At 54.2% G+C, this 23,473-nt stretch carries 27 protein-coding genes; 14 read left to right on the plus strand and 13 right to left on the minus strand.

Annotated elements, in window-relative coordinates; all coding sequences use genetic code 11:
• Positions 1-34 precede the first annotated feature (34 nt).
• Positions 35-757: a hypothetical protein gene (locus AD930_RS07850; RefSeq protein ID WP_061505777.1), complete on the minus strand. Its 723-nt coding sequence runs from the start codon at positions 755-757 to the stop codon at positions 35-37.
• Positions 758-1,247: 490 nt separating this feature from the next.
• On the minus strand, positions 1,248-1,967 hold the full coding sequence (locus tag AD930_RS07860) for a hypothetical protein (protein ID WP_061505779.1): 720 nt from the start codon (positions 1,965-1,967) through the stop codon (positions 1,248-1,250).
• Between the two features lie 278 nt (positions 1,968-2,245).
• Between AD930_RS07860 and AD930_RS07865 the strand changes: the two genes are divergently transcribed.
• From AD930_RS07865 to AD930_RS07885, 5 genes are all read left to right on the plus strand, one after another.
• Positions 2,246-3,058: a hypothetical protein gene (locus AD930_RS07865; RefSeq protein ID WP_156476931.1), complete on the plus strand. Its 813-nt coding sequence runs from the start codon at positions 2,246-2,248 to the stop codon at positions 3,056-3,058.
• Between the two features lie 298 nt (positions 3,059-3,356).
• The gene (locus tag AD930_RS07870) at positions 3,357-3,767 is read left to right on the plus strand and encodes a hypothetical protein (RefSeq protein WP_061505781.1); all 411 of its coding nucleotides are present in this window, start codon (positions 3,357-3,359) and stop codon (positions 3,765-3,767) included.
• A 38-nt stretch (positions 3,768-3,805) separates the two neighbouring features.
• Positions 3,806-4,525, plus strand: a complete 720-nt coding sequence (locus tag AD930_RS07875; protein ID WP_061505782.1) for a hypothetical protein — start codon at positions 3,806-3,808, stop codon at positions 4,523-4,525.
• A 184-nt stretch (positions 4,526-4,709) separates the two neighbouring features.
• On the plus strand, positions 4,710-5,261 hold the full coding sequence (locus AD930_RS07880) for a hypothetical protein (RefSeq protein ID WP_156476932.1): 552 nt from the start codon (positions 4,710-4,712) through the stop codon (positions 5,259-5,261).
• A gap of 53 nt (positions 5,262-5,314) precedes the next feature.
• Positions 5,315-5,689, plus strand: coding sequence for a hypothetical protein (locus AD930_RS07885; RefSeq protein ID WP_061505784.1), 375 nt, complete (start codon positions 5,315-5,317; stop codon positions 5,687-5,689).
• Between the two features lie 22 nt (positions 5,690-5,711).
• Here the strand turns inward: AD930_RS07885 and AD930_RS07890 are convergent, their stop codons facing one another.
• Positions 5,712-6,524: a DNA N-6-adenine-methyltransferase gene (locus tag AD930_RS07890; RefSeq protein WP_061505785.1), complete on the minus strand. Its 813-nt coding sequence runs from the start codon at positions 6,522-6,524 to the stop codon at positions 5,712-5,714.
• Positions 6,525-6,732: 208 nt separating this feature from the next.
• On the opposite strand from AD930_RS07890, the gene AD930_RS07895 reads away from it, so the two are divergent.
• The 7 genes from AD930_RS07895 (at position 6,733) to ileS (ending at position 13,078) form a co-directional block, all read left to right on the plus strand.
• On the plus strand, positions 6,733-7,494 hold the full coding sequence (locus AD930_RS07895) for a glycosyltransferase family 2 protein (RefSeq protein WP_061505786.1): 762 nt from the start codon (positions 6,733-6,735) through the stop codon (positions 7,492-7,494).
• Positions 7,482-8,258 carry a PI-PLC domain-containing protein gene (locus tag AD930_RS07900; RefSeq protein WP_061505787.1) on the plus strand — a complete coding sequence of 259 codons (777 nt, stop codon included), beginning with the start codon at positions 7,482-7,484 and terminating at the stop codon, positions 8,256-8,258. The genes AD930_RS07895 and AD930_RS07900 overlap by 13 nt, the downstream gene beginning before the upstream one ends.
• Positions 8,255-8,920 carry an HAD family hydrolase gene (locus AD930_RS07905; RefSeq protein WP_061505788.1) on the plus strand — a complete coding sequence of 222 codons (666 nt, stop codon included), beginning with the start codon at positions 8,255-8,257 and terminating at the stop codon, positions 8,918-8,920. The genes AD930_RS07900 and AD930_RS07905 overlap by 4 nt, the downstream gene beginning before the upstream one ends.
• Positions 8,920-9,735 (plus strand): glycosyltransferase family protein, encoded by an 816-nt coding sequence (locus AD930_RS07910; protein ID WP_061505789.1) that lies wholly within the window; start codon positions 8,920-8,922, stop codon positions 9,733-9,735. The genes AD930_RS07905 and AD930_RS07910 overlap by 1 nt, the downstream gene beginning before the upstream one ends.
• Positions 9,722-10,051, plus strand: coding sequence for a cupin domain-containing protein (locus AD930_RS07915; protein ID WP_061505790.1), 330 nt, complete (start codon positions 9,722-9,724; stop codon positions 10,049-10,051). The genes AD930_RS07910 and AD930_RS07915 overlap by 14 nt, the downstream gene beginning before the upstream one ends.
• An 87-nt stretch (positions 10,052-10,138) precedes the next feature.
• The gene (locus AD930_RS18425; RefSeq protein WP_264821046.1) at positions 10,139-10,261 is read left to right on the plus strand and encodes a hypothetical protein; all 123 of its coding nucleotides are present in this window, start codon (positions 10,139-10,141) and stop codon (positions 10,259-10,261) included.
• Between the two features lie 48 nt (positions 10,262-10,309).
• Positions 10,310-13,078, plus strand: coding sequence for an isoleucine--tRNA ligase (ileS, locus tag AD930_RS07920; protein ID WP_061505791.1), 2,769 nt, complete (start codon positions 10,310-10,312; stop codon positions 13,076-13,078).
• Positions 13,079-13,097: 19 nt separating this feature from the next.
• Here the strand turns inward: ileS and AD930_RS07925 are convergent, their stop codons facing one another.
• From AD930_RS07925 to AD930_RS07940, 4 genes are read right to left on the minus strand one after another with little or no spacing between them, the layout of a single operon-like run.
• Positions 13,098-13,613, minus strand: a complete 516-nt coding sequence (locus AD930_RS07925; RefSeq protein WP_061505792.1) for a hypothetical protein — start codon at positions 13,611-13,613, stop codon at positions 13,098-13,100.
• A gap of 13 nt (positions 13,614-13,626) precedes the next feature.
• Positions 13,627-14,580 carry a hypothetical protein gene (locus tag AD930_RS07930; RefSeq protein WP_061505793.1) on the minus strand — a complete coding sequence of 318 codons (954 nt, stop codon included), beginning with the start codon at positions 14,578-14,580 and terminating at the stop codon, positions 13,627-13,629.
• A gap of 32 nt (positions 14,581-14,612) precedes the next feature.
• Complete coding sequence (locus AD930_RS07935; protein WP_061505794.1) at positions 14,613-15,758, minus strand: DUF7007 domain-containing protein; 1,146 nt, start codon at positions 15,756-15,758, stop codon at positions 14,613-14,615.
• Positions 15,759-15,779: 21 nt separating this feature from the next.
• A complete protein-coding gene (locus AD930_RS07940; RefSeq protein ID WP_156476933.1) occupies positions 15,780-16,268 on the minus strand; it encodes a hypothetical protein in 489 nt (162 codons plus the stop codon).
• A gap of 178 nt (positions 16,269-16,446) precedes the next feature.
• Between AD930_RS07940 and AD930_RS07945 the strand changes: the two genes are divergently transcribed.
• Together AD930_RS07945 and AD930_RS07950 are read left to right on the plus strand one after the other, a co-directional pair.
• Positions 16,447-16,926 (plus strand): hypothetical protein, encoded by a 480-nt coding sequence (locus AD930_RS07945; RefSeq protein WP_061505796.1) that lies wholly within the window; start codon positions 16,447-16,449, stop codon positions 16,924-16,926.
• A gap of 102 nt (positions 16,927-17,028) precedes the next feature.
• Entirely contained in the window at positions 17,029-18,594 is a 1,566-nt protein-coding gene (locus tag AD930_RS07950; RefSeq protein WP_061505797.1) for a hypothetical protein, read from the plus strand.
• On the opposite strand, the gene AD930_RS18505 is transcribed toward AD930_RS07950, so the two are convergent.
• The 6 genes from AD930_RS18505 to AD930_RS07980 form a co-directional block, all read right to left on the minus strand.
• Positions 18,548-18,997, minus strand: a complete 450-nt coding sequence (locus AD930_RS18505) for a cation diffusion facilitator family transporter (RefSeq protein ID WP_167375160.1) — start codon at positions 18,995-18,997, stop codon at positions 18,548-18,550. The genes AD930_RS07950 and AD930_RS18505 overlap by 47 nt on opposite strands.
• Positions 18,998-19,104: 107 nt before the next feature.
• Positions 19,105-19,386 carry a hypothetical protein gene (locus AD930_RS07960; protein ID WP_061505799.1) on the minus strand — a complete coding sequence of 94 codons (282 nt, stop codon included), beginning with the start codon at positions 19,384-19,386 and terminating at the stop codon, positions 19,105-19,107.
• Positions 19,387-19,651: 265 nt separating this feature from the next.
• Entirely contained in the window at positions 19,652-19,891 is a 240-nt protein-coding gene (locus tag AD930_RS07965; protein ID WP_061505800.1) for a hypothetical protein, read from the minus strand.
• A gap of 295 nt (positions 19,892-20,186) precedes the next feature.
• Positions 20,187-21,389, minus strand: coding sequence for an adenylosuccinate synthetase (locus AD930_RS07970; RefSeq protein ID WP_061505801.1), 1,203 nt, complete (start codon positions 21,387-21,389; stop codon positions 20,187-20,189).
• A 39-nt stretch (positions 21,390-21,428) separates the two neighbouring features.
• Complete coding sequence (locus AD930_RS07975; RefSeq protein WP_061505802.1) at positions 21,429-22,352, minus strand: hypothetical protein; 924 nt, start codon at positions 22,350-22,352, stop codon at positions 21,429-21,431.
• Complete coding sequence (locus AD930_RS07980; protein ID WP_061505803.1) at positions 22,345-23,376, minus strand: J domain-containing protein; 1,032 nt, start codon at positions 23,374-23,376, stop codon at positions 22,345-22,347. Before AD930_RS07980 ends, AD930_RS07975 begins: the two co-directional genes overlap by 8 nt.
• Positions 23,377-23,473 lie beyond the last annotated feature (97 nt).

Genomic DNA, 23,473 nt, shown 5'->3' on the forward strand with positions numbered 1-23,473 from the left:
TATCCTCCACTGGAAATCTCAAGACAGATGGAAATTAGAAATTAGACGGAGCTGGGATTTTTTGAGGTGAGGGGTTCTGACCTTCTTGGCTTATGTAAGTAAAGCTTTTGTGAAGTTCGTCTGATACATCCAATAAGTATGATTGATTTGCGGCCCATTTGATATATTTTAACGCAAATCCGTACATTTCATCTCCATTATTAGTTTTTATTAGTTCGAGGCCTTTTCTAATCTCTCGCACCACCGTTTGTTTATAGGACGCTGAGGTTCTCTCCTGCACCCCTGGCTCTGAACTGAGAGCTTGCCTAGCGGCGAAGGCTACGGCTTTGTAGACAACTCCTTCAGACAATGCCTGGAGCAGCTCTGCTTTCATGGCTGTATTGGCAGCCCGTTCAGCCTCAAGAATCCGCCGCTCTTTTTCCAAATCATTCTTGTACTGTGTTCCCTTAATAAAGTTATTCTCCGCGATTTTTTTATTATTTTCTGCCGCAACTCTATATTTATCAGCGGAGCCTTTGAAGCCTTCAACAGCCGTTTTGTAGTCTTCTATGGTTAGTTTGTAGTTTTCGCAGCTATTCTGAAGTAACCTTGAACTATCTTTAAGTAGTTCGATTCTCTTTTCATATGCTGCCTGCATCTGGAGTACGAGAGATTCGAGTTCTCTTGACGATCTTACGCTGGCTATTTTGCCCTTTAGGTTGGTAATAAGGCCAGCGATTGCCTGTCCTTCCAGTGCGGATGCGAATACGTCACTCATAAATAGGTTGCCTTCAGAACGAGGTGAATTTGTTCTGGGCATTTTAAGGGGGAAGTGCGCTTGCTCCAAGCAAGGGACTGAAAATATTCTACAAAATAAAATTTTTATGGGGTTTGTGAGTTTGCCCGGTGCTGGTTTGGGACACTCAAACGGCTTCCATCTCAGGCTGAGGTGCTGACACTGCCGCCTCTTCCGGCGCAGTATCGGTGATGGGACCACGGAAGAGAAGGGGGTTGTATTTGCGGAGCACTTCACGGCGACAGCTTGTAATCTCAGGAGGTTCGCCGGGAAGCAGGTGCGGGAATGTTTTCCTTGTGAGGTTTCCCTGATCATTCTTTGTGAACATGTCGTGAGGCCTGTTTAGTCTTTCAGTGTGTCGCCTAGCGGCGTGATTTTTCGTGCCGGCGTTATGCGGCATAAGGATTATCTAAGCAAGGGTGTATCTAAAAAAAGCGAACAATTTAAAGAGGGTAGCTGTTTATTCCATGGATCATGGCCTGTAAGGGAAAGTTTCTTGCTTCGCGCCGACTATCCATGAGGCAATCCTTGGGGGTTTCTCGCGCCAAACAACCAGGGCGATAGCAACGCTTATCAATAAGAATATGATCGACGATGTTATTGACGCTGCCAGCATAATGAAGGGGGAGGGCGCCAGAGCGATATGTAGAGCGGCCCCCTTTATGGCGATTGATGACATGGTGCTGGATGCTAGGCGGTCTTTAATGGTGTGAGCCTGGAGAATATAGGCAGGGAACCCATCAAAGGCGGAATCCGGAATGGTATAGGCTTTGTCCTGAGGTTGTCCCGCATCGTCGCCTTGATACGTCATCCCGCCAAGCATCGCATGCTGCATATGGATACCAGTGAGAGCAAGAGTGTGCTGCTGTCCAGAATATGAGAAATCTGCTGTTGCGGAGGCCTCGAAGGGTAGTTTCTGCCGGTCCACCAGATATGTGCCAGATAGGGATAGATTGACTTTCGTCTTATCTAAAGCCGCAATGCGCAGCGTCGAAACAGAGACAGGACCTTTTTGCGCTGGCAGGATATTTTTTATGTGATTTTGGATGTCCATGAACGGGATCTCCCTATGGACCTCCAATTTGCTCACATATGAGGAAATGTTCAGGGATAGGGAAAGGACGGAATAAAGAGCCATCACCTTGGTAAAGGAGAGTTTCTGTATCCTATGATTGTATTCGACAGCAGTCACAGATTACCCCTCCGAGCCTTGAAGAAATTTGTGGGAAGGAGTTTCCCCTGTTCTCTCAAAATTCACGCGAAACGCTTCGATGGGTTCGGGCGTGTGGAGAAATGATGTAGAATGGGGAACCTAGAAACTTTTTACCGATATGACAATGCGACTTTCCGGAGCGCATCCTCGCGCGCAAGGACTGATCAGAGGAGGGGCATGTGGAAAGTGTCAGTGATGCGGACCAGAAAGCGATAAACAAAAGCCAGGGAATTCTCGCGTCTGCTGAAAGAATTCTCATGACACTTACTGAGGATGGAGCTCATGGGAAGAGCGGCATACATGTTGCTTACCTTTGGGGGCTGACGGTAGCAGACCGACTTGTTCTTACAGACGATTATGCTGAAGCTGTCAGCCGGACCTGCGATACGGTCGAGGGCCTAAAAAGCCTTTTGACTGAGGGGGTCGGGCGGTCATTTGAGAAATATGCGCAAGACCCTACTCTCATGATCATCCCCCTGCGCGGCCGGCGCCGTTTGGTAGAAAAGTGCGCAGTCAGGAAGCCCTCCAAAAAGAAGCGTAAAAGCCAGCATGTTGAGAAGATTTCCGATGAAAATGACTGGATAGCCATTCTGGCTTTTTGCCCGGATGGCGACCCGGATTCACGATCTTTTCTCTTTGCGTGGGGCGATGATAAATTTGGGTTTGTGGCGTCGTGGGCCATGCATTGGAGCATTGGCAAGGTCAAGGAGATTTGCGCCTCGACCGATTGGTCTGCCGGACAGTATTCTGACGTCACGAAGGCCTTGAGTATCAATGGCTGCGTGCATTTCACCCACGATGGGTCATTTGATCTTTATGGGAAGGAAGGAGTTCCTGGTCACGAGCAATCTGCGATAATGATGACGGAAATTCCTTTTCTGCTCTGTGCTGGTGCCGCTATGCAGGCTGGCGGTGTCCGAAAGGTGGAGGTTGGCGATCAGGCGGCAATGGGAGGGGGTCAGCCGCACAGATCACTCTTTGTTTTCGCACCAGAGGATGTCACTGGCTCTGAATTCCCTTCGTTGTCTGAAAAGAAGGGTTTATTCAGAAGGAAAGTGCTCTGGCAATAAACCTTGTCCAGCGGTATAATCTACGGCATGCGCAGCACTGGCTAGAAGCCTAAGCTTGATGAGAACCAACATGCTGACAGGACTTTTGGCCCGTTTGTCCTTTTTATGGGGTGCGGCGGCTTCTTTATGCCGTCGGCGTGCAGACGCCTGGTGGCTCTCTTGCGGGCAAGGTTTGTTTTTTGAGGACTGATTTGTGACTAACAGGATATCAGACGATTTAAGAGCGCAGATTGGGGCGTCAGCGCCGGTTTCCCCTCACGAGCAAATAACTGTTGCCGAGGAAGGTATCCCGGTCGTCATGCTTATGCGTGACCCATCAGCTAAGACCGGTTTTGATGAGACGCTTGAGCGTGTGGGGACCGCGGTAGGGGTCTGCTCAGGGGGGCTTCTCGTATTCGCAGCTTTACTGAATTCTCACGAAGAGTTGGATCCTATTGTGAATATGGATTTGGAGGCTGAGATGCGGAACGTCATGAACGCGTCCGCCCTTCATCGAAACGGCGACAACGTGAGGCTGGTCGTGTCGCGCAGCCTGCCCGGTGTTACCGCCTACATTTCCAATCCGGCAGAATCAAAAGGTGAACGGGAACTGTTCTTAACCTCCGTGTCTGGAGAAATCACAGCGCGGTCTATTCAGGAGTTTATCCCCTGGGCGCGCAAAGAGGTTGAGGCGCTGGACGCGGAAGCTGATGACGGAGACGAAGATTGATCCGGGTTAAGAGCACTAGGGCGGCGTTTTGTGTAACGATGTTTGCGTTTACTGCTGTGACGCTGACAGCTTGTGAGCCGCCGCCTCTTCAGAAAATAAACCATATCCAGTCCAGCGCCATTGTGACTCTGAACAGCGATGGCGGCATCTTGCAGGAAATGTGCGATGGGCACTCCAACCCACGACGGTGGGATGGTGAAATGTCTTTTGTTGCCGACATTATGGTGTATGGACTCCCTGGTGGTCTGCTGTCCCAGGAGAAGCCTATCCTTAAAGGCTCGTATCCAGTGGGGCATGGGCTGACGGTATCTGGCGATATGCAGCGCGCTGGAGACAGTCCTCTTGTCCACGAGGCTGTTTGCCACGGTTCGGTAATGCGCACCGTCTACCATTACGAACATGATCGGCCGTTTGTTGACTGGTGGCTTATCATGGCTCCGTCTGATGTAGGGCCATACGGAGGTGCGCCTTTCGCTCCTAAAACATGGTCGGCATCGGGCAGAATTCCTATCGACATCCAAACGGGTAGGGGCGAAGCCTCATTTTTATGGTCTCCGGGTGAGGGGGTGACTATTAACGGCGTATCTTCCCTGAAGACTGTCGTGAAAATCTCCCCAGGCCCCCAATGGGTGCGCGAATATAATCGACTGATGAACAAGCAGTTCGAGTCCAGACATTCTGACAAGGCGATAGGGGGAGCCGCTCCGCTGCCGGATGAAGAGGCAGGACGCACCTTGTCTGATGACATGGAGAAATGAAAGGCATGAAGCTGTCTTCTGCAAAGTGGGCTTTAATACCGGTTTTTATGGCTGTGGTCTTTTGTGTTTCTTTCTGGATGGGTCACCCACACTCAGCTCACCGCGGGACTTATTCCGTGTGCTCGACAACGAATTCATCCCCCGCGGTCGCCGAGAAGGCTGGGAGCTCTGAGGTATGTGCGCCATGATCATTCGGAAGTTAGCGCTGGTCCTTTCCGTATGCTTCTTGCCGGCCCAGGCCTTTGCCATGTCCCAAGAGCATCTGAACACGCAACCTGCTGGCATGGGTGCGGCTGGAGCTTCGGATCGGGTAATGATTATTCGGGTTAACCCCAAAGGTAGCCATCAGGAAAAGGCCGATGCTCTTTTGAACGGGGCCGCTCGTTTTATGCTGATTGCCGAGGAAGAGAACGTCGGAGCGCGGGAGGCGAAGCCTGATGACCTGATAAAAATAGGTCATGCCGGGCTGGGTACTATCCAGCAATGCGATAAGGCTGTCCTGGAGCGCAAGAATAGCTTGGCATTGGGGATGAAGATCGGAATGGTGCCGTCATCCATGGAGGGTGATGTGGACATAAAAACCAATGCCTACGCAGCTCAAAGAGCGGCCTGCCCTTACCAGGACGTGCTTGATCTGAAGGCGAAAGTCTGGTCGAGCGCCGATGGATCGGAACTCTTCATGTCGCCCGTATCTCTGGAAATTTCCGGTGGCCGCGACCGCCGTTATCGCCTGTAAACGGCTCGGAATAAGACACCACAATGATTCCTACAGGTAATGATCAGAATGTAATGCGCGAGCTGGCTAAGCTTGCGCTAATGCGCCCCAAAACTCCGGCACCCAAAAAGCCTCAGTCACCTGTGCCGGCTGGAGTTGCCAGGGGAGGGTATGTCCTCTTTGAAAATGTCGCAGAGAGAAAATACATCGTCAGAGAGGTGTCCGGCATCAGTCGCGCGAAGGGAGAAGTCTCCCTGCTTCCGGACGAGAATGAACTCATTAATCGCCGTGACATACCATTTAGCCTGATACTTTACGCCTCACCGGTAAAGCACGAGGTCAAGAGTGTGGGGCAGAGGCTGAACAGGGCCTCAACCCGCTACCGTCGTCGCCAGAAAGATTTGCAGGATGCCTTCCTGAAGGAGTTTCAGGACATTATAGGCAAGTGATCCAGTCCCCCGCTGACCGCCGTCAGGCGGCCAGCATGGCTGAGTATTCGCTACGACCAGCGCGCGGGTAGCCTACACGAGCAATGGTCTGACGGACCTTCGCCTTCCAGTTTTGGTTGGCTGCCGCTTTAGGGCTTTCCTCCAGAGCACTGTATACGTCTGATAGCGTAAAGGTTCTTGTTCCCATATTCCGGATCACATCCCCGATGACCTCGCGCCAAGTTGCCGCAGAGGCTTTGTCCTCTCTGTCTTCACGAAGGGCCATGTAAAGCATAGCCGGGCGATTGAGGGGGACTGCGGCACCGGGAAGAACGCCATCAAGAATGAGTTCTCCGTCATTCTTGCCATATCCGATCAGAGCAATTGGCCCTCCGCAGTTTGTCTTTGACCTCTGCATGTTTTTGTCGAGAAAGTGGGGACGGTGATCGAGGAACAGCACAGCCGAAGCTGCGCTCCAAATCGTCTTAAACCAGACGGCAGTTTCCACGCGCGCGAACAGGAGGGCCATTCCGCAATCGTGCTCCGCCATCTTCTGCATCCATTTCATGAGGCCGGAATTTGTGTATGGGGGGTTGAGCCATACACGACCAAACCACGGCAGAAGCAATCCATTCTGCTTGGGTGCGGTGTAATGAGTTTCTGCTGTAGGCCAGAGGTGCGGTTCCGGGGCTGAGCAGGGGTCGAGATCGAATTTGCCCAGTGGGTCCAGAATATCCCGAGGTGTGAGCCATGTTGTGGTCTTTGCCGAGGCTGAATGGTGACCACCTATCCCCTTTTTTTGTTTGGGAAGCGCGTCATCCAGGAAGAGATCGGCGGTTTTGATTTCTATGTTCATTTATCACGTCACAAATCGAAATTGTCTTTGTGGATTATAGCCGATAACCGCGCTCAGGACATCCTGAAAAATCTTCTAAGTGCAGAAAAATCGATATAATCTTTGAGATTTATCCTTCTCGCATCTCTCAATAATCCATGATTTTAACATTGCTTTACAGTCGCCCGGTTCATAGCTTTGACACCAGAGACCACAGTTGGGAGCTCTTATGCTCAACATCGTCATACCTATGGCAGGGCGAGGCAGTCGTTTCCAAAGGGAGGGGTATAAGACCCCCAAGCCGTTGATCCCGGTACATGGCGTGCCAATGATCAAGCTTGTTATTAGCAATATCAGGCCGACACGGAAGCACCGATTTATCTTTGTCTGCAGGACAGAGCACCTTGATGAATACGGGTTGCCGGAAAAGCTCCAGGAGTGGGCCCCCGGCTGCAGTATCATCACGGTCGACAATGTAACGGAGGGGGCTGCCTGCTCTGTTCTCGCAGCGCGCCACCTGATCGATAATGAAGATGACCTGATGATCGCGAACAGCGATCAGTTCATCGACTTTGACGTCAACAGATACCTGGAGGGGATTTACGGTTACGATGGTCTGATCATGACCATGGAGGCCGATGATCCAAAATGGTCATACGTCGCTTATGATGAGGCCGATCCGAAACTGGTGACCAAGGTTGTTGAGAAGGAGGTGATTTCTTCCTCCGCGACCGTTGGTGTCTACAATTTCCGGAGGGGACGCGATTTCGTCGCGGCCGCTGACATGATGATCCGCTTCAATGATCGATCTGGCGGCGAGTTCTACGTTGCTCCGGCCTACAATTACATGATTTTCGAAGGCCAGCGTGTCACGACCCTGGGCATCGGAAGTGAAGGGCACGGTATGTATGGTCTCGGCATTCCCTCCGACCTCAAATTATTTCTGAGCAACCCTCTTTCACTGAAAGCCTGCGCTGCATGCAAATCCTGAGCCATAGGGGTTTTTGGCATACCCCGGAAGAAAAGAACTCCAGAGCGGCAATCAAGCGCTCCTTCAAGGAAGGCTTCGGCCTTGAGACGGACGTTCGGGATCTTTTGTTTGAGGGGGATAGCCAGATTGTCGTTTCGCACGATCCGGTCGCCTCATATGAAGACGTTCTGACATGTAGGGAACTGGTGAATATCGCTCGGCGGCACTCGGTCGATGCTTATGCTTATCTGGAGGAAGGCGGTCCGCATCAGGCTCAGTTCGTTGGTGACGTAGGTGAGGTGGTCGCTCCGTTCGTCTCAGACAAGCCTCGGCGCACGCCAGCGCCCATGGCTATCAATGTGAAGGCTGATGGGCTGGCTCCTCAGCTTGCTCAACTCATGAGTGAGCTTGATTTTAGGTGGACCCCCTGGTTTGCTTTCGATATGTCCGGCCCGGAGATGGTCCGTTATCTGGATCTCGGCATTCCTGTCTTTACCAGGCTCAGTGAAATCGAGATGGCTCCCACCCTATACGACCACGCACAGGGTGTATGGGTCGATAGTTTTATGAAGATGCCATGGTATGATGTGGGCGTCTTGCAGAGGCAGTTGGATCGCAGGAAAAAGGTTTGCCTGGTCTCTCCTGAATTGCATGGACATTCCGATGAAACGCGAGATTTCGTCTGGTCGATGATCCGAAACGGCGGCCTGGCCGAAGCAGAGGACTTCATGCTCTGCACAGATTTTCCTCAGCATGCGCGTGAATTCTTTCGGGGCGACAGATGATCAAGTCCGTCATTTTCGACATGGATGGCGTCCTTATCGATGCGAGGCAGTGGCATTTCGAGGCATTTAACCGCGCACTGGCCCTGTTCGGTCGCAACATAACGGTCGCCGACCACCTCGCCCGCTTCGATGGCCTGCCTACAAAGAGAAAGCTGGAAATCCTGGCCGAAGCCGGGAATTCTTCTATTCCGGTCAGCCTTCATCCCTTCATCTCAGAGATGAAGCAAAAATATACGATGGAGATCGTCTCAGTTCGCTGCAAGCCAGTCTTCGCGCAGGAATACCTCCTGGCCCGACTGGAACATCAGGGTTATCGGCTGGCTGTCGCTTCCAATTCTATTGGGAACACGGTTCAGACGATGATGAGACTTGCTCGCCTGGACGTTTATCTCGTGGATCAGTTCTGCAATGAGGATGTGGCCGAACCCAAGCCTTCTCCTGAAATATATCTGCTGGCAATGAAGAAGCTTGGGGTCATGCCTGAGGAAACGTTGATTGTTGAGGACAATGCTAATGGCATCGCTGCGGCACGGGCCAGCGGCGCGCATGTTCTTGCTGTCAGAGGCACAGAAGACGTTACGCTTCAGAATGTGAAGGAAGCAATCAGCAAGATAGATGCCCGTCAGGATGCTTGCTCGCCATTTTTCCATAAGGTGTCGTGATGGGACTATCGGTTTTGATATTGGCCGTAGGGTCAGATGTGGAGGGGCGGGGAGGTCTGGACGGCTATCCGCTTCTGGCAGCAGAAATGTCCGGAATGGTCTTGATGGAAAGGATCATTCGGCAGTGTGAGGCACTCTCCCCGGCCAGCATTACATGCATGCTGGGAGCCGCCGACATTGATGAATACCACCTGGACAGTATCGTAAAACTTTCGTCTCCGGGGGTTAGTATAATCCGGGTAGAGGCTCCGACTGCCGGCGCAGCGTGTACTGGCCTACTGGCTTCAGACGTCATCGACAATGATCACGAGTTGCTCATTGTGAACGCCAACAATTTTGTTGAATGCGGGTTCCAGAAGTCGATTGATTATTTCAGAAACGGGTGCCTCCCTCCCTCTGAGGGGGGTCTCAAGGCGAATGGCGGGATAATCACCTTCGATTCAATACATCCCCGTTACTCTTCAGTCAGGACCTCTGGCGACCGGCCTGATTGCCATGAGGCCTATAAGCAGTTTGTGGAGGAGGTCTCGGAGAAAAATCCCATAAGCCGGAACGCCTCAGTCGGGGTCTACTGGTTCCGTCGTGGGGTGGACTACATCGAGGCCTGCAAGGAAATGATCAGGAAAGATGTCAGAGTAGACGGCAAGTTCTTTGTCAGCATGGCCTACAATGAAATCATTCTGAAAAACGGAATTGTTGTTTCCCACAAGATCGACCGGGATTCTTACTTTCCGATCAAAACGCCGCGTGAGGTTCTGGCCTTGCAAAATCATTTCGCGCACCGCGCTGAGAGGGGCGGATATGCGGGTCGATAAGCTTGCGGATATGACCAGAGGGTGGGTGGCAGGTGACTTTGCCCCCTCCGTGCTAAGGACTAAAGCATTCGAGGTGGCGGTACAGCACTTCAAAGCTGGCGACGTGGAGGTCGCGCACTATCATGCCAAAGCAACAGAGATAACCATTGTTGTGCTTGGGCAGGTCAGAATGTTTGGGCAGACGTTTTCGGAGGGTGATGTTGTGACAGCAGAGCCAGGAGATGTGACCTCGTTTAAGGCCCTGACTGACGCGATCACTACAGTCATCAAAACACCAAGCGTTCCCAACGACAAATTTATCGATCAATCAGCGTAATGGGTTGATTTTGTCTTTGCTGAATGAGAAGGTCTATCCTTCTTAGGGCAAGAAGCGCTCAAACCGGAAATGTAAGGGAGGTCGATTATGTCTATGATGTCAGAACGTAATGCCTCCCTGATATCCCTGATCCGTCGAATTCATGGCCCGGTTGCTGCGGCAGCCGGGAGCCGTTTGCGCGGCATTTTCCAGGAAAACATTACGGGCTGAACCTCTTCTTGCTTTGATCATGAGGGGGCGGCCCTAAGGATCAAAGCGATGAATACCCAGACAACCGTAAAAACCCGCGATGTCCTGCTGCCGCGAACACCCTTTGCAGCGCACCTCAGTTCTAAAAAAACCGACGAGCCAACCCTTCTTCGATGGGAAGAGGACCGATTGGCCGACCGCGTCCACGCATCATGCGCCGGCAAGCCACAGTTTGTCCTGCATGATGGCCCTCCTTACGCCAATGGCGATGTTCATATGGGCCACGCACTCAACAAGACGCTCAAAGATATGGTGGTCAGAAGCCGCCGTATGATGGGAGAGGATGCTGTTCTGGTGCCTGGATGGGACTGCCACGGCCTGCCAGTTGAGTGGAAAGTGGAAGAGCAGATCCGACAGGCCGGGCGGGAAAAGGGGAGTGTCCCCGTCATGGAGTTCCGTGAGGCATGTCGCTCATATGCAAAAAAATGGGTGGAAAGGCAGGCGGCCGGGTTCAGACGTCTTGGCGTAACGGCAGATTTTGCTCGCGCCTACAAAACCATGGACAAGGAAGCCGACGCTGCCACGGTTACAGCGTTGCAAGCCTTCCTTCGTAATGGCCGCCTTTACCGTGCTCTTCGCCCGGTCCTTTGGTCAGTTCCCGAGCAGACAGCTCTGGCTGATGCGGAGGTCGAGTATAAAGAAGAACGGTACACATCCCTTATGGTCCGTTTCCCCGTGAGATCCTCGAAGCATGCGGCCCTCCGCGGCGCGAGCCTGGTCTGCTGGACTACCACGCCATGGACATTGCCAGGGAACCGGGCCGTCGCGTGCGCCCCGCAGTGCTCATACTCTCTCTGCAAGGTGACGGCGGTAAGCTCTGGGACCCATCTCGGCGTCGGAGAGCATGTTGTGCTGGCAGAGTCTCTGGCCGGAAACGTTCTCACTAAGGCTGGCGCAGAAGCGTGGGAAGTCGTCGATACGTTCAATGGAACTGAACTGCAGGAGACGGTGTGTAATCACCCCCTCCATCAACTGGGGTATGGGCATGCTGTCCCTGTTCTGGTTGCCGAATTTGTAGAGACGTCAAACGGGACTGGCTTCGTTCATGTCGCACCGGCCCTCGGCCCGGTAGATTTCCAGCTCGGCGCCGCTGAGGGGCTTGATGTTGAACTGACCGTTGGCGCTGATGGCCGATATCTTCCCCATCTCCCCTTCTTTGCTGGAGAGGTGGTCATGAAAGAGAATGGGGAGAGGGGTGATGCCGATGCTCTTGTGCTGGCGGCACTGCTTGCTCAGGGCGCGTTATTTTCCTCATGGCGATCAAAGCACGAAACGGCCCATAGCTGGCGCTCGAAATCGCCACTCCTGTACAGGTCCACGCCCCAGTGGTTTGTGAGCATGCCTGACGAACAAAGGGCCGCGGCCGTCTCTGCGCTTAAAGACGTTGAATTTCTCCCTGAAGCGTCCAGAGTTCGCCTGACATCTATGACACAGTCCCGTCCGGAGTGGTGCGTCAGCCGACAGCGCATGTGGGGCGTGCCCTTGGGGCTTTTCGTAAACCGTCACGACGGATCGGTTCTTGCCGATGAAGCCGTTCTTGAGCGGGTCCGAGAGGCCTTTTCTGCGGAAGGATCTGACGCATGGTACTCCAGCCCACCATCTCGCTTTCTCGGCAGTGACTACGATCCCGAGGACTGGGAGCAGTCTATGGACGTGCTCGACGTTTGGTTTGAGAGCGGAGCAACATATTCCTGGGTCCTGCCATCGCGATACGGGACAACCAAGGCGGATCTCTATCTGGAAGGGTCCGATCAGCACCGCGGGTGGTTTCAGTCATCGCTTTTTCAGAGCATGTCGTCGCAATCCTCTGCGCCTTACCGGGCCTTAATGACGCACGGCTTCGTTCTCGATAAGAAGGGGCGGAAGATGTCCAAGTCTGAGGGGAATGTAGTAGATCCCCTGGAGGTTACTCAAAGGGTGGGGGTCGACACCTTGCGTCTGTGGGTGGCCTCGTCGGATATGGCCAGGGACGCAAAATATTCAGATGAGGCGATGCGTGGGCACGCTGACACCCTCCGCCGCTTCCGAAATACACTGCGCTGGCTTCTTGGCAACATGGCCTCAGCACCGTCATCTCCGGTGGCTTACGAGAAGCTTGAGAAACCTGAAAAATGGATGCTGGCCAAGCTAAATCAGGTGGGCCGGTCGATGCGCGAGCAATCCGCCGCCTTCGATTTTCCTAAGGTGGTCGGACTGCTGAATCATTTCTGCGCCCATGACCTGTCCTCAGTGTGGTTCGATATGCGGAAAGACGCGCTTTATTGTGACAGTCCATCTTCTCTTCGCAGGATGGGGGTGGTCACGGTTCTGTCGGAGGTTTTCCGCCATCTTGTGTCTTGGCTCGCCCCACTCGTGCCTTTGACAGCAGATGAAGCATGGCATTTCGCGGCATTGCCCGGAAGCGTTCATGAGAGGGAGTGGCCGTCCTTATGCCCACAGTGGGAAAATGAGAAGCTGCTGTGTGAATGGAATCATGTTCTGACGGTGAGGGCATCAGTGAAAGCCGCTTGCGAGAGATTGCAGGCCGACGGGACAATCGGGGCACTTCTGGAGGCATCAGTTTCCTGTGATGTGCCGGCTAACTACGCGGAATCTCTCACCGACGTCAGTATGGCCGATGTATGCGGCGTATCATCTGTCACTCTCCGGTTTGCCGCTGAGACGAGAGAAGTCGGCTCGGTCGCTCGCCCCGCGCAGGGTGAGAAGTGTGCGCGGTGCTGGCGCGTTTTGCCGGAGGTGGAGGGGCGAGGCGTATGCTTCCGCTGCTCGGAAGTGTGAAGGCCCGGCGGACGCACTATTATGAGGGGGAAGGGGCTTCTTCCACTTCCTCCGCATGCTCGGGTTTCGCCCCGTTATCCAATATGGGGGCCAGGGCACGAGAAATCACTTCGTCTGCCCGCTGTATATCGTCGTCAGAATATGACTCCAGAGGGCGATCAATAGGCTCCTCGCCCTCTTCGGACCAGTAACCCACCAGATGCTGAATCCATTCCTCTCTGGCGATGAGGTCCGTAGACCAATCGGACGGGTTCTCCCCAAAGAAATCGGCAGCGTCCCGGAGCGCCTCAGTGTCCGGACGAGCGCCTCGGATATCCCAGGCCAACCCGTCCGGATCTACTGCATAGACGTGGAGAATGGAGGGCAGATAATTGTCATCGTCTTCCGGATCCTCCCAGTAGCGTTCTTCCGTGGATTCAACCGCCAGGAGAGGCCAGCCATATCGCCTGTGGAGGGAGATAGCCAGGATGTGGCACCCTCCGGAGGAGTAATCCTCAATTTCATCTCTGGAGGCTAGGCTTTCCCTGAGCGACATGCCCGCCACTCCTTCAGGGGGATAGGTCCATCTCTGGCTTGGGTTCTTGCTCTTCTCGCATTTCCTTGCCCTTAAGCCGGGCGTCGGCAATTTTACCGCCAAGAACCCGGAGTAGAGCAGACGCAGGCAGGCCATGGGCGTCTTCATTTATGGCCTGGAGGGACTGCGCTACCAGCGTAGAATAATCCTGATCTGGGTCATCCTCATACTGCTCTGCAAGCGCTGCAGCATAATCGGGTGACATGTCTGGGCTACTGAGTGAATTGAGATAGCTGTCAGCGTCAGCGTAACCCTTGCTGCTCGCGACACTGATTACCTCTGCGATTATCGGGCTGAGGCGTTCTTCCACCGATGGGAAAATGATAGAGTGTTTGAGAGCCTCCAGATGAAGTTTAGTAAACAGATCGCGTTCCGGGGACACGCTATACGCTTCCCACCTGGCATGAATTTTCCGTATGCGAGCCGAATTTATGGCGGAAGAAATCGCTTGTGCCCCTTTTTCCTCCAAAACGCTCTGAACGCGGCCAATGCTCTTGTCCGGGCCATAGGCCTTAATAAAGTCTTCGCCACGTATAGTGGCACCAGCGACGGGTGCCCACGCACCGCCACGGAGATGGACAGAAGGGCTGCCGTTAGGCCCCGTATCCCCGGAGTTCATGATAAAGCTGGAGGCTTCTGCGACTGAGTCGTCGACGATCATGAAATTCACGATAATGTCTGGGAAGGCTTTTGAAATCTTTTCCGCAAGCTGATATTCCTCATCTTTCGAGAAATAATGGTTTCTGAACGAAATCATTCCCGTCGGTGTGACGGTCTGGCCACGCGGAGTGGGCGGCGCACCGTAGTCCTGCAGGCTCTGCGGTGACCCTTTGAGATCGGACCTGGCAGCATTGAGCTCGTGGACAAAATTTTGAGCATCATCCTTCTGACCATAGAAGAGCATGATGAACTGCGCGCCGTGTTCCATGAAAGACCATCCTTCCAGAATAAAGGTTTAGCTCAGGGTTCAAAGTCGGATGTGTTTTCCGGCTGTGTCATTGAGGCCTCATATTCCTCGGGCGTCATGTGTCGATCAGTATCGATCACAAAGCCAAAGGAGGGGCGGTCCGAGTATTCGTCTCCCGGCACCAGAAAACGGCTCTGGCCCAGATTCCGGTCGCCCCCTGGTGCCGCGAATACTGCGACCATACCAGGGTAGTCGTCGCTACGAACCGCGCTTGTCACGATGTAATCGTCTTTGTGCGCGGCCAGGAAGTTACGTTCATCCAGGGTGCGACTTTGCCCCGGCTGCAATTCTCTTCCGTAGTAGGCCTGCCATGTGTCCGGGTCGTAATTTCTCAGCGTCTCTTCTGCTTTTGACAGATCGTGAGGTGTAAAACATTCCGGGAATGACAGTGCGACCCGGCACCAGTCAGCGTCTTGCTCGTATGTCGTACCGCGAGGCGAATTCCGCAGCACAGGGGGGACCTGCGAGGCGGCATTTCTGGAGAGCATGAACCCCCCGTGGCCGGCAGTGGAAACATACGTGATGGCTGCTTCACCCGTCAGATCATCCAGCTTGAGAACTTCCGCATTCTGAACCTTCCCCCAGGGGGATCTTTCCGGAACGCCGGGGGTAGTGGAGGGGAATCTCTGGATTTTCTCCTCATAGGCCTTTTGAGAGACCTGAAGGGCCACGGTTTCTTTCATGGCCTCCAGCCCTTTCGTCATAAGCGGCTCACCCCACTCATTCTTCAGGCTGCCGTCAGATGAGGCAAGCTTCGAGACACGAAAGAAGCGTCCTTCATGTTCCCGATCAACGATGGCCATAACTGCGGTCTTACCGTCGGATGTTTTTCCCTCCGCCACCAAGGTCTCGTTTGGCCCGTCTTTCCAGGTCAATTCAGCTTTAGGTGGGGCAGGCGGCAAATCTGGAAATTTTGCGGGCTGAGAAAAATCCGATGCTTTGACTGACCGCAGCCATTCATTGCCGTGGGAATTCCGGAGGGCATACAGCGTAGGGAATTCAGGCGTGAGAGGCATCCCGCGCTCCCAAGCGGCCTGCAAGGACTGTTTCCATTTTCGCGGCCCCTTTTTCGCAGCATAGCGAGCAAGATCGTTCCGTTCTTCACGGGTAAGCACTGGGTATTCGTGTTTAGGAGACATCTGAAACTCCGTGTCCTTGGTTCAGGGGGTGACTTCTTCAGGCTCGGCGGTTGGCAGAGGAGCCTGCACAGCGGTCTCAATTGCATCCTGAGCGCCGAACTCCAGCTCTTCCAGCACGCGTGTGTCGCTGAAGTCCTCTCCCCACACTTGGTCGAATTCTGCGTCTGCGAGGTTTGTGTGACCGCCAGGGATGCACTCTCCAGCCTGCATGACGCGACCGTATGCCTCGGACATATCCTGATTGATGATCATGACGTTTGCGACGACGCCAGGGAACCGCTGAGAGACGTCGGACGCCATCTCGAATTCCTTGGTTACCAGAGACTGCTTGCTTTCGTAGGACAGTGCGCCCTCAGACGGGACAGAATAGCCATCAGGTACCTGGTGCGGCTCTAAAGGAGCATTCTCCCCCATCATGCCTACACGCATTTCGTTCAGGGCATGAGCATAACCCTGCACGTCTTGCGGATTTCCAAAGAGAACAGTCTTTACCAGGGTGACCATTGCCATGACAAATATCCATCGATACATTCTTGAGTAAGGCGAGTTTCGTTCTTTTCCATGCAAGGGACAAATTCGAGTTGCAGGCAGCAAAATTTCTGCCCTCTGGCCGGACTGGAGTAACTTGCATGAGTCTGAGATAGAATTGACGATCCGAAGACAAACTTGGCTTTGAAGGAGAGTTAAGGTGAAGATCGTTGACGATAGGAATAAGAGTCCTCAAGTTTCTGATGAAGCCAGAGGAATTCCATCAAATATTTATGCGGAACTATCTTGCGGCCAGCGGAGGATTTACGCTCAATGGGGCGACAACGGTTTTGGCATCGCCAATGCCACAGACCGTATCCAAAGGATCACCTTCATATCGACACCGGAGACCAGGCAGAGGCGGCTTGCCCCGGATTGTGTTGGGTTGGACGCTTTCGAGATCGTCCAATTGGGTTCAGGCTGGCACTGCACATTTGAATGGGGCGATGGCACTGCGACTGATGGCATTGTCACTCATGATGAATTTGCGGCCATTGAAAAGGATTGCGGCGGAGGTCTGTGCCCCGAAGCTCTTGCGCAGCTTTCCAGAGCCATGACCCCCATGCCGGCTTATGAGGCACATGCTACGCACCAGGGCACTCTTTGTGAGATCGCCCAGCCCGAAGGTCCAGAATTCTAGGATAGGGAATTACGGCTCTCCTGCAAACGGGGTTGATGGGACAAGGATAAAATAGTCGGGCCTCGGGTTGCCGCAATAGTTTGTTCATACTATGTTCTCCTCATGCAGACGATCAGCATTCCCTATCAGGCATCGACAGAAGGACGCGCTGTGCTGTCCGCCTGGCGCCGCGGCTACGGCGCGATCGTCCGCAGCGCCTGCCAGGCCCTGCGCCGGGATGCCGGCACGGTTCTGAAAGACCTGACCACCACGCTCTATGACCGCCACCGGACCAGTGGCATTGACCACTGGCTGGCGCACTGCGCCGTGCTGGAGGCCGCGGCCCTGCCCGAGAAAGACATTGTCTTCGGCGGGAAAGCCGCACTTCAGCGCCGTCAGAGAGGTCTGATCTCCAGCGCGGCATGGAAGGCCCTGCGCCTGAGGCCGATGACATCCGTCGGTGTGCGCAATTTCAATGGCAACCGGCACTTTCGCCTGTCCGATGAAGGCCGGACCTGCACGGTCACCGTCCTGAAAAAGCCGGTGGTGCTGCACCTGCCCGAAATGCGGGGCACGTGGGGAAAGATCATCCGGGCACTGACCCTGCTGGCTCCGGACAAGGAAATCTCTGTCCAGTTCCGGATCGACAACCACCGTCTTCACCTCACCTTCGATGAGATGGATCTGCGCCGCCTGCAGCCCGGTGAGACGCTGACCCTGGCCAGAGACCGGGATCAGGCCGCCAGCGGCCGCCGTGCCCGCGGGCGTGGCCGGGGGCCGGGCTACGTCGCGCCCCGGCCCCGGATCTCCGCTGAAGCCCGTCCCGTCCATCCCCAGTGGCGCACGCCGATCCGGCCCGCGCCCGGCCGCGCGCTGGGGATCGACCTCAACCCGAACTTCATCGGTCTGACCGTCATTGAAAACCGGGGGGACCCGACAAAACTGTCAGACTGCAAGGTTCTCGACAGTGAATGCATCCGCCTCGACATTCCACAGAATGCGTCCGACGATCTGACCCGTGAGGTTCTGTCCCGCGCGGCCGGGCATGCCGTGCGGCTGGCGCGCAAGTGGAACGCCGGACTGATCACGCTCGAACATGGCCTTGGCAAGCTCCGTTCCCGCACAAAGAACAAGGCCCTGAACCGGCTTATCAACTTCTGGGGGCGTTCGGTCATTCTCGCCAGCCTGACCCGTCGGGCCAGGCTGGCCGGACTGACCGTCTCCACAGTCCACGCCGCCTGGAGCAGCACGATCGGCAATCTGGTCTTTGACCTGCCCGATCCGTGCGCGGCGGCGGCGGAAGTCGCACGGCGGGGCCTCGCCCACGCCTGTGACCGGAACGCAGACATCCTCCCGCTCTATGAACCCTCCCTTATCGCACCGCATGACCAGTGGAAGGATTGTGCGCGCGAAATGGAGATCCTGCCCGACTTCGGGCGGCTCAGAGGGTGGGTGGATTGTCATGGGCAAATCAAAATGGCGCAGACAGCGATCTCCCGGATACGAAGGGGAAAAGATCGCGTTGGCTACCGCCGTCCGCTCCCGGTCATCATGGCCGGAAGAAACCAGGTCCGGCCCGCAGGGAAGCGCGCAAGGCTCGCGGTTCGACCACTCGGGAGGTTCAAATCTCCCGGAATGGTCTTCAGAAACCTTGCGGTAACGGGGCCATCAACCCGTTATGCAGGATAGCCAAAGCGGACCATGCGTTTTTCAGGCCATATCCTTCAAGGACTATAGAGACCCCCAGTACAGCAAGGTTAAATGCCCACCCAGGGATAGAATGACCGAACGCATGCACGGACTGCAGAGGCTCTGGGTGGATGATCTTGCCAATCCCCTCGTACAGAGAGGTTGCTGCGCCGCCAATAAAAATCATGGTGGGGACAAGGAAAGCGTAGATATATTCCGACCGGTGAAACCCAAGAGGGTGCTGTGCGGTAGGCTTTCTCTTTGCCTCCTGCATCCCGATAAGCTGGAGCACCTGGTTGCCGCAGTCCACAAAGGAATGAACGCTTTCAGAAAGCATGCCTGAGGACATCGTGACGACGGAGCAGAGCGTCTTAAAGAAGGCAATTGTCAGGTTAATGCCCAAGGCAACGATAATGACGCTTTTGGACTCCCCTTCCGCCTCATTCGGTGACGCTTCATCCGAGCTTTCAGCGTCCTGCGGGTCACAGACCTAATTGTCGATCATTGCTGTTATCCTGAGACTGAAAGCACATTTGAGGGGAATACAAGGGTTTTCACCACCCCTCCACCGACAGCATCCACAGCAGGAGCGAAGTCCATACCTTTGGGGGTCGATTCGATATGATTTTCGATGTCCGCCCACCTGGTCTTGTCGAAGACAAAAACATCACAATCCCCGATTGTATAGAAACCGAGGCGATCTGACGGGGCATCCGAAAGAACGGCCTGCAGTCGATCCAGCCATTCTTTTTCGGCTTTGGTCAGGCGCATCATTTTTTTGTTCGGTTTCATTTTCTTCCTGTTGATAAAAGAGTAGAAGCGCTTAACCAGATATTAACACAGCGAGTTCGCCTTGCGGAAGGAATAAAATAAAACCATTTGTACCATTGGATTTATCTTGGTTGCAGCAAGCCATTATTCCGTCCGGGTTAGTTATCCACATTTCTGTTGAAAACCTTGTGGGAAAGCCTTGAATAACTAACCTTGCCAGATTCCTAAGTGACTGTTTATGTGAGGTTTCAGTCCTCAAACAATCATATCGCAAGGGCAGGGCGGGCTAAGGCGTGAAATCCTGACTTTCCTGGCGCTTGGGAATGGGGAATTCGTCCTCCAGAATTTCCTCCACTTCATCTTTCAGGTCCGGTCTGGCCTTGATGATTTCTGCTCCCATTTCGTGTGCCTCCTCCGGGGAGGATGTGTCACCCAAAACCCGATACACGTCTGAGCGTCGCAAGGTCTCAATTCCATCGGCAGCGAGCCTGATTGATGTCATCCATTTTTCTGGGAATTTGGCCATATCGCCCTCTCTTGTCTGGAACACCAGCTTTGGACGTTACACTGGAGCCGTGCAAAGGACATCCTCCGGCCCTTGGCTGGTCTCTGATGAAAAGCAATCTTCAGTAGCATCAGTCAGGGCGCGCTTAATGAAGGATTTACGGCTTCAGATTTCAATTCACTGATCTCTCTACAGACGCCTCTAACTATATGAATATAAATGTTTCTAAAGCCGAAAATGACGAGGGGAGAACACCCCTCCGATGCTAACAGTTTGCTCTAACGAGTTCCAACAAAGTATTGTAATTCCAATACTTTTAGAATGAAATTGCTGACCGCGTCGGGCCGTGGCTTGTGATGATGTCTTGAGTGCCTAACTGCTGCCGCAGGCAGTCGAGGAAATCCGCATGGCCTACAGTCTTCCGGGCTGCATTCTGCCAGAAGCTGATAGACGGCCCCACCTGATCCATGCAGGTTACGGCCAGACGTTGTTTGATCTCGATCCCAGATAGGCTCTGATCCTTGTAATCAAGGCGAATGACTTCTGCGAGAAGATCCGTATCGATCTCTCCAAATCTCAGCGTTCCCTGCCATTCATTCGGAACGTTGGTCTTGTCCTCGTAACGCAGGCCCGCCACCTCGCGTGGGAAAGGTCCTGCACCATGCCGCGTAGCGTAGGCGCGCGTGGCGTGCACCACCTGCAGATTGTCGAGACCTATCTCGCGCGCCAGAGTGATGATGTTCGTCAGGCCTGTGCGGGAGTTGGTCACATAGGGAAATGCGCCCCGCTCGGCATCGAGTAGCAGGCCCTGCGCGCCCTCGAAGACGAAATTATCGCTCGCATCGAAGACACTATCCTTCCCTCCGTAAGCAATCCCCACCGCGCCCAGGAAGTCCGCGCAGGCATCCAAGAATACAGAGATGTTCTTTGGCGAGGCCAGCCGCTCCTGCCATGTCCTTGATGGTGTCACCCCAAGAGCTTTCAGGCGAACCGGGACATAGTCATCCCGTATCCGCTCCAGGTATCCGCAAAGCTCTATGGACGCCATCTGTGCGATATTCCTGACTGTAAGGGTCTGTTCAGGATGCTTGGAGCGTTGGATGGTTTCATTGAACCCCATTCCACAAGATCCGTGCCTCGCGCTTCCACGGGCCTCCTCGACGATCTGATTGATCATCATGTCCCAAGGTGTCGTAACGAGGCTGTCCGGGTGAGCGTAAACCACAGGGGGCGCGTTTGTGATCTCTGCCAGCTCTCTCTTTTCTGCGCCGAACGCGATGGGGTTGCAGACGAAAAACTGACTGAGATAGGTCGTGGCCCCCTTAAAAGTTCCAGAGCCGAAGTGATGGAAAACATGGCGTCTTCCATCGTCTGTTTGAACAGTGTGCCCGGCCTGCGCGCCGGAGTTGTGGCGTACAACAACGGTTGATGTGGTGGAGAAGGCATCTGTCAGCAGCCCTTTCCCTTCGTCCCCCCATGCTGCGCCTATCACGGCTGTGGCGGTCCTGCGTTTATCCATGCGTTTTCTCCTGAGCCTCGGTCTTCGTAGCGCCCCCGGTCAGAACCGGGTCACGCCTTTGCCGCTTCCATTGGATTTGGACAGTCCTCGCGTGGACTCCCGAATGACCAGAGCCGTGTCGCCGGACCAGCTATCCGCCACGGTTTCCGCACTTTCGCCCTCCGAAATCTGGATCGTTGAGACGATCAGTTCGGACAGCTTAGTGTAATCTGACAGAAACAGTGCCCGCTCGCCGAGCAGGCCAGCCCAGTTTGAGCGAACGCTGTTTTTCATGTGTCTGTAATTGAAGCCCTCCTCGATGGTGATGTGGAAGACATTCCATGCGCGTGAGGCAAGATCCAGCAGATCTGTCGTGAGGAAATCCTGCTGCGGCCTTACGCCCATGACTTTTTCGATCTCGGCGGCGGTGATGCTTTCAGGCGCCATTTCATCGCCGATTGTGAAGAGGTATCCCTTCTTCTTCCGCTTCTCGAAAGAGTCTGTAGACGTGTGCATCCCAGCGAAGTACCAGACAAGTGGGTAGGATTCACTACGGTTCGGGCCGCCACCGCCTTCGAGATACAGGTCTTTCAACTGCTCCGCGATGGAGATATCAGCCTCGAACTGAGAGACCTGCAAAGGTGCCCGGTCGTAAACGACATCACCAATCCCGGCAAACATGATCTGTGGATCAGGAACGGGCTGGCGATCGTAGATATTTTTGAACAGCACAGGCAGACCGTCACGAACCATGTAATCGGGAATGCGGTGCATGGAGCCTGTCACATCCAGTCCAACGATCAGCGGCGTAGAATTCGGGTTGCTGGCGCTGTCTCGCGCCTCCCGTGTCAGATTCCGCGCCAGCGCCGGGTTCAGGTTGTCATGCAGTTTCGAGGCAGTGAAAATTTCTCTTGTGGAGCGGCCGACGGTCGAAGACGTCGAAAAGCCATCCCAGTCTGACGATGAAAATCTTCCGTTACCCATTGGAAGCATCCTTTCCGTAAATTTGTTGTGCCGTGATAGGCAGAGTGATGAATTTTTTTGGCCCAAAGCTTGCTTCGAGGACGTCATCCCAATCGCTGTAATCCATGCGGGGATCACCGGAGCCGGGAAGCCGCAGCCAAGAGGCGAGTGCTTCAGGGACATCTTTCCTGGAACGAAAACTGCTTCCGCCAGAGTCTCCCAGAAGCTGTCGGCCTATGGCCCTGATACATGCCATATCGAAAGCTGCTGAGACCTTCTTCCCAGCTAAAGCCTGTGAGGGAGCGCAATCGACAGTTTGGTCAGGCAGCGCGACCAGAGGCTGTCCAAGCATGCCTGAGTAGAGCCAGCCACCTCCGATAAAAGCGGTGTGCGTTTGAGGGTGGATATAAACCGTCTCGATGTTCAGGCCCTGGTGCGCAATCCCCATGACCAGATTGAAGAATGTCGCCAGGCTTAGCAGTTCACTCATGATCCAGGCGACATGAGGGGCTGCCAATGGCCCGCTTTCACGTAAGATGTCGGCAAGGCGAATGAAGCCAGCGGGTTTGCTGAAAACTACGACCCTATCCCCATCAGGGCCGTCAAAAGAAGCTCGAATTCCCGGAAGCCTTTTTGAGAACACCCGTTCCATGCCAGTGCTGGGGAAAGAGATAGCCGAAACCGTCTTTTCCATGTTCAGGGCAAGGTCGCGATTTTCAGCGCGAACTGAAATTGCTCCTATCGTGTTCCCGATATAGAGGTCAGCAATGTCATTTTTTTCCTTGTAGAAGTAACGGATCTTCCGCCCGGCGATTTCGACCAGTCCTGGCGTCGACCAGGTTTTGCACCGAACCTTTTCATTGGCTCGGTTACGGAGGTCTACAAGGTGGCTGAACACGGCGGAGGCGTTTGGTGCGCCTGCGTTTGCGTCTGGGTGCCACTTGCGCGCCAGTTGGGTGAAGATCGCGCTGATCCTGTCGGGAGAGACGAACAGGCGCTCAGGTTCAGAATTCGCAATCGAAAGCAGGTCTTCTGCTGAATACATTGTTGCGCCTCCTGTTAGTCCTGATTTCCGTCTAACTCATAAGAGGGTGGTTTTAGTTAGGAGTCAATACCGTTTAACTAAAAAATGAGCTTACCTC

It is taken from the genome of Acetobacter malorum (genome assembly GCF_001580615.1).
Classification (GTDB): Bacteria; Pseudomonadota; Alphaproteobacteria; order Acetobacterales; family Acetobacteraceae; genus Acetobacter; species Acetobacter malorum.

What these genes read in the sequence shown, in the direction of transcription:
- AD930_RS07850 (WP_061505777.1), bottom strand. Translation starts at nt 757, where the DNA reads ATGAGTGACGTATTCGCATCCGCACTGGAAGGACAGGCAATCGCTGGC.
- AD930_RS07865 (WP_156476931.1), top strand. Translation starts at nt 2,246, where the DNA reads ATGACACTTACTGAGGATGGAGCTCATGGGAAGAGCGGCATACATGTT.
- AD930_RS07870 (WP_061505781.1), top strand. Translation starts at nt 3,357, where the DNA reads ATGCTTATGCGTGACCCATCAGCTAAGACCGGTTTTGATGAGACGCTT.
- AD930_RS07875 (WP_061505782.1), top strand. Translation starts at nt 3,806, where the DNA reads ATGTTTGCGTTTACTGCTGTGACGCTGACAGCTTGTGAGCCGCCGCCT.
- AD930_RS07880 (WP_156476932.1), top strand. Translation starts at nt 4,710, where the DNA reads ATGATCATTCGGAAGTTAGCGCTGGTCCTTTCCGTATGCTTCTTGCCG.
- AD930_RS07885 (WP_061505784.1), top strand. Translation starts at nt 5,315, where the DNA reads ATGCGCGAGCTGGCTAAGCTTGCGCTAATGCGCCCCAAAACTCCGGCA.
- AD930_RS07890 (WP_061505785.1), bottom strand. Translation starts at nt 6,524, where the DNA reads ATGAACATAGAAATCAAAACCGCCGATCTCTTCCTGGATGACGCGCTT.
- AD930_RS07895 (WP_061505786.1), top strand. Translation starts at nt 6,733, where the DNA reads ATGCTCAACATCGTCATACCTATGGCAGGGCGAGGCAGTCGTTTCCAA.
- AD930_RS07900 (WP_061505787.1), top strand. Translation starts at nt 7,482, where the DNA reads ATGCAAATCCTGAGCCATAGGGGTTTTTGGCATACCCCGGAAGAAAAG.
- AD930_RS07905 (WP_061505788.1), top strand. Translation starts at nt 8,255, where the DNA reads ATGATCAAGTCCGTCATTTTCGACATGGATGGCGTCCTTATCGATGCG.
- AD930_RS07910 (WP_061505789.1), top strand. Translation starts at nt 8,920, where the DNA reads ATGGGACTATCGGTTTTGATATTGGCCGTAGGGTCAGATGTGGAGGGG.
- AD930_RS07915 (WP_061505790.1), top strand. Translation starts at nt 9,722, where the DNA reads ATGCGGGTCGATAAGCTTGCGGATATGACCAGAGGGTGGGTGGCAGGT.
- AD930_RS18425 (WP_264821046.1), top strand. Translation starts at nt 10,139, where the DNA reads ATGTCTATGATGTCAGAACGTAATGCCTCCCTGATATCCCTGATCCGT.
- ileS (WP_061505791.1), top strand. Translation starts at nt 10,310, where the DNA reads ATGAATACCCAGACAACCGTAAAAACCCGCGATGTCCTGCTGCCGCGA.
- AD930_RS07925 (WP_061505792.1), bottom strand. Translation starts at nt 13,613, where the DNA reads ATGTCGCTCAGGGAAAGCCTAGCCTCCAGAGATGAAATTGAGGATTAC.
- AD930_RS07930 (WP_061505793.1), bottom strand. Translation starts at nt 14,580, where the DNA reads ATGGAACACGGCGCGCAGTTCATCATGCTCTTCTATGGTCAGAAGGAT.
- AD930_RS07935 (WP_061505794.1), bottom strand. Translation starts at nt 15,758, where the DNA reads ATGTCTCCTAAACACGAATACCCAGTGCTTACCCGTGAAGAACGGAAC.
- AD930_RS07940 (WP_156476933.1), bottom strand. Translation starts at nt 16,268, where the DNA reads ATGGCAATGGTCACCCTGGTAAAGACTGTTCTCTTTGGAAATCCGCAA.
- AD930_RS07950 (WP_061505797.1), top strand. Translation starts at nt 17,029, where the DNA reads ATGCAGACGATCAGCATTCCCTATCAGGCATCGACAGAAGGACGCGCT.
- AD930_RS07960 (WP_061505799.1), bottom strand. Translation starts at nt 19,386, where the DNA reads ATGAAACCGAACAAAAAAATGATGCGCCTGACCAAAGCCGAAAAAGAA.
- AD930_RS07965 (WP_061505800.1), bottom strand. Translation starts at nt 19,891, where the DNA reads ATGGCCAAATTCCCAGAAAAATGGATGACATCAATCAGGCTCGCTGCC.
- AD930_RS07970 (WP_061505801.1), bottom strand. Translation starts at nt 21,389, where the DNA reads ATGGATAAACGCAGGACCGCCACAGCCGTGATAGGCGCAGCATGGGGG.
- AD930_RS07975 (WP_061505802.1), bottom strand. Translation starts at nt 22,352, where the DNA reads ATGGGTAACGGAAGATTTTCATCGTCAGACTGGGATGGCTTTTCGACG.
- AD930_RS07980 (WP_061505803.1), bottom strand. Translation starts at nt 23,376, where the DNA reads ATGTATTCAGCAGAAGACCTGCTTTCGATTGCGAATTCTGAACCTGAG.